Source organism: Planktotalea sp. (genome assembly GCF_049680325.1).
In the GTDB taxonomy this organism is placed as follows: domain Bacteria; phylum Pseudomonadota; class Alphaproteobacteria; order Rhodobacterales; family Rhodobacteraceae; genus Planktotalea.
This window is the reverse complement of sequence record NZ_JBAUHO010000146.1, coordinates 23,179-30,013: the sequence shown is the minus strand read 5'-3', so window position 1 is coordinate 30,013 and position 6,835 is coordinate 23,179. Positions and strand designations below refer to the sequence as shown.

At 54.7% G+C, this 6,835-nt stretch carries 6 protein-coding genes; 1 reads left to right on the top strand and 5 read right to left on the bottom strand.

Annotated elements, in window-relative coordinates:
- The 5 genes from WBC85_RS06625 to WBC85_RS06605 form a co-directional block, all read right to left on the bottom strand.
- A partial coding sequence (locus WBC85_RS06625; RefSeq protein WP_424434207.1) for a hypothetical protein occupies positions 1 to 199 on the bottom strand: 199 nt, incomplete at its 3' end.
- A gap of 168 nt (positions 200 to 367) precedes the next feature.
- The gene (locus tag WBC85_RS06620) at positions 368 to 751 is read right to left on the bottom strand and encodes a hypothetical protein (protein WP_424434204.1); all 384 of its coding nucleotides are present in this window, start codon (positions 749 to 751) and stop codon (positions 368 to 370) included.
- Positions 752 to 754: 3 nt separating this feature from the next.
- On the bottom strand, positions 755 to 2,683 hold the full coding sequence (locus tag WBC85_RS06615; RefSeq protein ID WP_424434201.1) for an ATP-binding protein: 1,929 nt from the start codon (positions 2,681 to 2,683) through the stop codon (positions 755 to 757).
- Between the two features lie 68 nt (positions 2,684 to 2,751).
- Positions 2,752 to 3,876 (bottom strand): hypothetical protein, encoded by a 1,125-nt coding sequence (locus tag WBC85_RS06610; RefSeq protein ID WP_424434198.1) that lies wholly within the window; start codon positions 3,874 to 3,876, stop codon positions 2,752 to 2,754.
- 280 nt (positions 3,877 to 4,156) lie between these two features.
- Positions 4,157 to 5,233, bottom strand: a complete 1,077-nt coding sequence (locus WBC85_RS06605) for a hypothetical protein (protein ID WP_424434195.1) — start codon at positions 5,231 to 5,233, stop codon at positions 4,157 to 4,159.
- A 166-nt stretch (positions 5,234 to 5,399) separates the two neighbouring features.
- Here WBC85_RS06605 and WBC85_RS06600 point away from each other — a divergent pair, with 166 nt between their 5' ends.
- A complete protein-coding gene (locus WBC85_RS06600) occupies positions 5,400 to 6,521 on the top strand; it encodes a serine/threonine protein kinase (protein WP_424434193.1) in 1,122 nt (373 codons plus the stop codon).
- Positions 6,522 to 6,835 lie beyond the last annotated feature (314 nt).

Sequence of the window (6,835 nt, the reverse complement as noted above, 5' to 3'; positions counted from 1 at the left end):
ACATAGCTCTAGCGGAATCAGCAGGTTCATCGCCTGCAATGAATTGGTATAATTTGCCGAAGTCCATACGATATTCGGGATCAAACGTGCTATTGTTCATTGCATCATAGATGTTTGCTTCCATACTTTGAGCAACTGCACTCACCCTTTGTCCTTCAATAAAAACATTAGAATTATCGACATATATCCAATCAGACATTTTTACTCTCCTTAAAAACTTTGACTTCACTAATTAGCATCACCCAAAACAGTGCTTTCAGTTTATCATTACTTAACCGGTTCGCGTCTAAACAAACGCACCACCCAAACCACAGGCGTCACCAGAAAAAGCCAGCCCAGAATATCTCTCACACGTTTCATCATACCCTCAATTCACCCAAGCCGCAGCAAAACAAAACCCGCCAACAGCCACAAGAATGGGCCAGCCGATATGGCGCCCTTTGCTCCAGATCATGTCAGCTACGCCAACACCCAGAAAACCAATGCCCAAGGTCCAAAGCACGCTCCGGCCCAGATCAGCCTCGCCAAACCCGAGGACCGCGAGGATCACCGCCATTTGCAGCCACATCACAGTCGTCAAATGCCACGCCCCGCGCAGCACCATCCGCGCCAGATCGCTGTCTAGAACCCCATTGCCGCGTCGCTTGAACATCGGCCCCAGCAACAGCCGTTCGCCGAAATAGGAATGCGCCGCGCTGACGCAAAGCAGGCTGACAATTCCCCCAGTGATGAGCCATTGCGACAGGGTCATAGCTTAGGCTTTCCCCGCCAAATACCGCTTCTTCGCAACTTCGGTCCGCTCATAATCGCGCACCATCGCATCAATCGCGACTTCATCGGACTTATCGGCATAGCGGAACTCACTGTCGGCGTAGCGGTTGATCTCTTGTATGACCATGTCCACCGTAATCGGCTGGCGTAGCTCGGAAATCATGCCTTTCTTGGCGTCGTAGTCTTTGAAAAGGAACAACTCCGGCTCCTCCATCCATTCATCGGGCAATTCAAAGTCCATCGCGCGCACTTTCACGGCGTCGGTGATGTTTTTGATCGCGCGGCCCGTAAAGCGTTCATCGGCCTCCTGAATACCTTTCAGATAGGTCCCCAGCTTCGCAATCGTATCGAGTTCGCCAACTTGCGCCTGCACAGCGTCAAAGACCTTAACCAACCCCTCCTCATGCGGTTTTCCGTGGCTCTCAAAGCTGGCCGCGACCGCCTTCTGGATCGCTTGCGCCTCGAACAGATCATGCTCGCCCAGCGGAATATCGTGGTTCTTACCCATCAAGAGCGCAAGGATATCGACGTAGTCCTCCCGCGTTTGCGGCCCATCCACCAAGAAGCGCGCGCCAGCACGTTGGCGCAAAGCATCGTCCACGTTTTCAGGATAGTTCGAGAACATACCGAACGTACAATTGCCGCGCACAACTGTGTTCGCGCCTGCAAAACTCTCCATCAGAACCGCAGTAATTTCGAGCTGGCCCGCCGAGGACTGACGATCCCCCCGCTTGCCCGCAAGCTGGTCGATATCGTCAATCGTACCGAAACCGATCACGGATGGATCAATAATATTATTGATAAACGCCTTCGCGTTCTGACCTGATTTACCTTGGTAGCTGTCGATATTGTCGGTGGAGAGGTTCTGGTAGCGGAACGGATAGCCCGCCGTCTCGCAATAACCTGAAATCAGCCCCGCCATCATCTGTATAAGTGTGGTCTTGCCCGTCCCCGGCGCGCCATCGCCCATGAAGGTAAAGATAAATCCGCCAAGATCCGCAAACGGGTTTAAACGGCGCTCAAAGTCATAGGCCATCAGCATTTTCGCCAGCTTCATCGACTGATACTTTGCGATATGGTTCCCGACGACCTCATTGGGTTTTTTGAACGTCATGGTCAGTTTCGACGCTTTGCCCTTGGCCGCTGGCGTAAAGCCATGCACCGCGAAATCATCCGCCTCGACCTTCCAATTGGCAGACGTAAACGCCTCCAATCGCCCCGCCGAACCTGCGCGCGCGGCAACCTTCTCCATCAAGGCCTCTGCATGCGCCATCACAGTCGCGACCAGCTTGGCATCATCCTCAGCGTGATCCGCGATATCCTGATCCAGCTCCCAAAGCGCGCCGTGCAACGCAAGCGGCGCGTTGTCGGTTAGAACTTCCTCAACTTCACCCAAAGTCACAGAGACCTCGCTCGCATGGGAAGACAACAAAAACGAAGTCGCGGAGGCGAACACATAAAGCGAAATCAACGCCTCAGCGGTTAACATCTCCGAAAACTCCGCCTTTTTCCCGGCTGCAACGCCCCCTTCCAGGTTGGCGCGCTTCAGATCGGACAGCCCGACCTGCTCGGCATAATTCTCCGCAACGGCCATCGCCACTGCCAAAGCGCGGCGCAAGGAATTCATCACAGTCGCCTGCAAGGGCGAAACCAACGCGCCCTCATCCCCCTCAATTCGCGCGATCAGCTGCACGCCCTCGGCGCGCACGGTTGAGCGCGTTACTAGCCCCGGTGTGGTCGAGCGAAACCGCCGCCGCGTGCCAATTCCAGAGGATTTCTCGACAGCAGCGCTTTCGCGTGCTTTCGCCACGCGCGGAGCATGATCGAACCCCTGCAAAAGTGCCAATGCCGCCGCATAGTGCTTTTGAATATCCGCTTCACGCAGTTCCATCTGATCCGCTGTCACGCTCATCTAATCCCTCCAAATAACTTCATTTTGCCAATAAACTCACCCCGTAGGGGACGCCAGGAACCAAGGTATCATCGGTAACTAAGCACCCGACCCTCAGCGCTAACAACAAACTTGCGCACCGACGAAAATCCGGGCGGGTCTTTCTCTTCCAACACCTGATAGGGCCTTTGGGGCAGGATGATACTGCGCTCCATCCGCGTCGCACCTGTATCGGCCCCTCGCCCGGCGAACGGATCAAGCGCAAAGACCTCGCGGTCCACTTTGCCGAACCAACCAGAACGCTCTTGTTCAACACGTTCGCTTTCCAGCTCTTCGCGCGTCCACGCGAGCGCCCAATCCTCGCCTTCAGGCGCTTTTGCCTCTTCCAGAACTTCACGCAACGGCCCCGTTTGGCGTGTATAGCCATGAGAATACATTGGCCCCAAATGGAAACGCCGCAGGCTTTTGGGATGCAGATTATCGAACGCCTCATCAAATCCTTTGGCAATCGTTAGCAATTTCAGCCCTGCCAGCGCCTGCCCCATCAGATGCGATTGCACTTCTGGCCAGCGATACTGATCGCGCGGCAAGGCGGCGCGACCGCTGTCCTCAAGCTCCATCAGATAGACAACCGGCAGGTTCACCTGACTGTCATAAACTGCCCAGTGGATCAGGAATTTGCGGCGGTCTTCCGTGATATTCTCGACCCAAACACATTCAGGATCATTCTGCGCCCAGAACAGATCGCCGCGCGCAAGTTCCTCGTAATAGAGCCGCTGAGACAGGGCGAATTGCAGCTTCGTCGGCAATTCCAGATCACCCACAATCCGTCGCACCATCTGCTGTTTATACTCGGACACAGAGGGCATATTCGCCAGATGTTTGTCCGCTTGCGCCGCGTCATTGGCCATGGTCAGCAGTTCACGATGCACCGGAAACCCGCTCTCGCGCGTGTCCATGGAGAGCGAGCCAAAGAATTGCCCGGTATCTCGCCCGACGAGCAGATATTTCATGCTCAGCGCGCGGAAGGTAAACGAGAGCTTTGTCACATAGCGCGTAATCACCTCAACGTCATCTTTGGATAGCCGCCCTTCGGCCTGCATCACCCCCGCGACCCGCATCAGGTGCTGGGTGATCTTCCCGAACTTGCGGAAATAGCGGCGCGACGCGAAGGCATCGCTGAGGCCCGCGTGATCTTGGGTTGGGTCAGTCACATTTCACCATCGAATTGATCCAGTTTCGGCCAACCTCGGAGCACTCTAAGAATATTCCTAATCAACCGGAAAATAATCCAAGGGCCGATTGGAAAAATGACAAGAAGTTGAAAAAACATAAACGCTTGAAGAGGCCAGTTTTGTTTTGAAAGGCTGGCAATCAAAGACGCCGCATTCGGGCTAAACCAGATGAACAAAAAATAGCCACTTAAGCATATCAGTAGCTGAAGTGCTTGGTTTTGGGTTGGCCTTTTGGGCGAACTATACATCTCGTTTTAGTTTACCCACCATACGCATTGCTATCATGCTTCTCGACGATCTGCGCAAAGCGGCGCGCGAAACGCTCGTCCGCTTTCGCTTTGGCCTCCAAAACATCGCGGGCAAAGACCATGTGATCTTCATGCGCTTCCATCATGTCGGCCATGCGCTGGTTCGTCGCCGTGCCAATCGCGGCCATGGCGGTTTGCGCTTCTTGATCGGTCTCGACACCAATTTCATTGATGCGGTGCGCCACGTCTTGCTGCTGCGCGGTCTTGAGGGATTTGGTCAGGGCATCATAAAGAACCACACGCTGCTTCGTGTCTGTTTGCAGCTTGTTAATCAGCACCATCTGCGTCGCCGCTTGGTTCTGGAGCGAGTCGATCCAGGTCTTGCCCTTCTCGATATAGCGCTCGAGCGTCTGGGACTTGGCCAGCTTGACTTGCTCCTCCTGAACCAGCGCGTTGTATTTGGCGTTCATATCCGCCAGTTCTGTTTCCAGCTTGGTGCGCGCAGCGGCGTCTTGCTCAACCGCGATCTTGCCTTCAAGCGCGATGATTTTCGGATCGGACGCCATGATCTGCGCTTTCACATCCTCAAGCTCACCCACGGTGAATTCACGCTCGTCCAGCGTTTCGGCGAGGTTCACTTCCACCTTGCTCTTTTGGTCATTCAGAACCGCCAGCTGGCCCTCTAGTAATTTGGTAATCACGTCGGATTTGGAAATCAGGTCCTGCAATTTGTCGTCAATCGAAGCAGAGCGCACGCGCTCCTGACGCATCGCATCGGACTTGGCACCTGCGAAAATGCCAACAAAGCTTTCCCAACCCGTCTTGTTGCGCATCTCGTCAAAGTCTTTCGAGAAGGCCGCGGTGACATCATCCAGCCCCATAATCAGCTCTGCGATATTGGCGTTCATCACGTCCGTGTGGGCGTGCACATCTTCCAGATTGGCGTTCTCGATGTCGATCATCGCATCATCGCCTGCTTTCATTTTTTGGCGTGCGATTTCTATCCGGCTGGTCAGCTCGGAAATCTTGGACTGCGCTTGCGCAACTTGTTCTTGTGATTCAGCCACTTGGCTTGCAAAATCAGACATAAAATTTCTCCCGTCGTGTAATTGTTAGGTGAGATATAAGAAATGTGAAGGCGCTTTACATCACTTGTGTCTCAAGAATTGCACAGATTGTCGCAAATGTCGTGGCGGATGGGAAGTCTGATGGCTAGGAATGCTGAAAAATATAGCCTTATAGACGGAGAGCGCGATGAGTTGGTCCCCCGAGAAAACCGAAGTCAAAAGCTGGAACGAGTGGGACCGGCTGCGCCATGTGATTGTCGGCCGCGCCGATGATTGTCATATCCCGCCAGAAGAACCGGCGCTCGATGCAAAAGTGCCCGAAGACAGCGATATGCGCGGTCAATGGGGACGTCGCCCGCAAGAAACCATCGATCGCGCGAACGAGCTGCTCGACAACTTTGCGGCGATGCTTGCAAAGCGCGGTATTCGTGTGGATCGCCCGACGCCGATTGACCACTCTCTCCCGGCGACCACCCCCGATTTCCATACCGAAAGCCAGTTCGGCTGCATGCCGCCCCGCGACGTTTTGCTAACGGTTGGCCGCGAGATGTTAGAGGCGACGATGTCCTATCGCTGCCGCTGGTTCGAATACCTGAACTACCGCCCCTTGATGCAGCAATACTTCAACGAAGACCCGCTGTTTCGCCACGAAAGCGCGCCAAAGCCGCGTCTGACCGATGCGGACTATCATCCCGATTATCTGTCCGAAAAAATCGGCGATGCAAAGCGTCTGGAATGGGCGGCCAAGAAGTTCTTTGTCACGACAGAGGAAGAGCCTTTGTTCGATGCCGCCGACGTGTTGCGCTTCGGCAAGGATCTCGTCGTGCAGCACGGGTTTACCACCAATGAAAAAGGCATCGAGTGGCTGCGCCGTCACTTCCCCGATCACCGCGTACACACTGTGAACTTCCCCGGTGATCCCTACCCGATCCACATCGACGCAACCTTTACGCCGCTGCGTCCGGGGCTAATCCTGAACAATCCGCAGCGCCGCCTGCCCGAAGAGCAACGCGGCATGTTTGAAAAGAACGGTTGGGAAATTGTCGATGCCGCGCAACCTGCACATAATGCGCCGCCGCCCCTATGCTATTCCTCTACTTGGCTGTCGATGAACGTGTTGGTGCTTGATCCTAAAACCGTCTGCGTTGAAAAGTCCGAGGTCTATCAGGCCGAGCAGATGGACAAGCTAGGCATGGAAGTTGTCGAGGTTGAGCTACGTGATGCCTATGCCTTTGGCGGGGGCCTTCATTGCTGCACGGCTGACGTTTACCGCGACGGAGAGTGCGAGGATTACTTCCCGAATCTTTAGCCACACCGAACCTACAAGCGTGAGGTCTGTGTTTCCTCTCTCCAGAAATATCCCGGGGAGCGCGAGGGGCTGGCTCCTCGCACCCGTTGATAACTTCGCGCAGCTCCGGACGCGCTTTGTGACCTCGGTATCGCAAAAGGGTTAAGCGAATGGATTTCGCTGCGCACCAACTAACCTGTGTTCTGCGGACTATGCGCGCCGTATCGATGCCCAAAATGCGCTGTAACGTAAGCTGCGTGATATCATGCACCTAACAAATACTGGACAAGCGCGCTGTCACATGGTTTGCCAATACCCAACATCTGACACGGGAG